General features: G+C 56.9%; 1 rRNA gene. It reads right to left on the reverse strand.

The features are described 5' to 3' along the window. A 23S ribosomal RNA gene (locus tag IE198_RS34770) occupies positions 1–836 on the reverse strand; the annotation flags it as partial.

Raw genomic sequence — 836 nt, forward strand, 5'->3', positions numbered from 1 at the left:
TAATGGGCTCGATACTGGGCGTTTCAAAGCGGGTACCGGAATATCAACCGGTTGTCCATCGACTACGCCTGTCGGCCTCGCCTTAGGTCCCGACTTACCCTGGGCAGATCAGCTTGACCCAGGAACCCTTAGTCAATCGGCGCACACGTTTCTCACGTGTGTATCGCTACTCATGCCTGCATTCTCACTCGTGAACCGTCCACAACTCGCTTCCGCGGCTGCTTCACCCGGCACACGACGCTCCCCTACCCATCACAGTCCCCGTTGGGGGTATGTACTGCAATGACACGACTTCGGCGGTACGCTTGAGCCCCGCTACATTGTCGGCGCGGAATCACTTGACCAGTGAGCTATTACGCACTCTTTCAAGGGTGGCTGCTTCTAAGCCAACCTCCTGGTTGTCTCTGCGACTCCACATCCTTTCCCACTTAGCGTACGCTTAGGGGCCTTAGTCGATGCTCTGGGCTGTTTCCCTCTCGACCATGGAGCTTATCCCCCACAGTCTCACTGCCGCGCTCTCACTTACCGGCATTCGGAGTTTGGCTAAGGTCAGTAACCCGGTAGGGCCCATCGCCTATCCAGTGCTCTACCTCCGGCAAGAAACACACGACGCTGCACCTAAATGCATTTCGGGGAGAACCAGCTATCACGGAGTTTGATTGGCCTTTCACCCCTAACCACAGGTCATCCCCCAGGTTTTCAACCCTGGTGGGTTCGGTCCTCCACGAAGTCTTACCTCCGCTTCAACCTGCCCATGGCTAGATCACTCCGCTTCGGGTCTAGAGCGTGCAACTCAAACGCCCTGTTCGGACTCGCTTTCGCTACGGCTTCCCCAC

It is taken from the genome of Streptomyces xantholiticus (genome assembly GCF_014651015.1).
Taxonomy (GTDB): Bacteria; Actinomycetota; Actinomycetes; order Streptomycetales; family Streptomycetaceae; genus Streptomyces; species Streptomyces xantholiticus.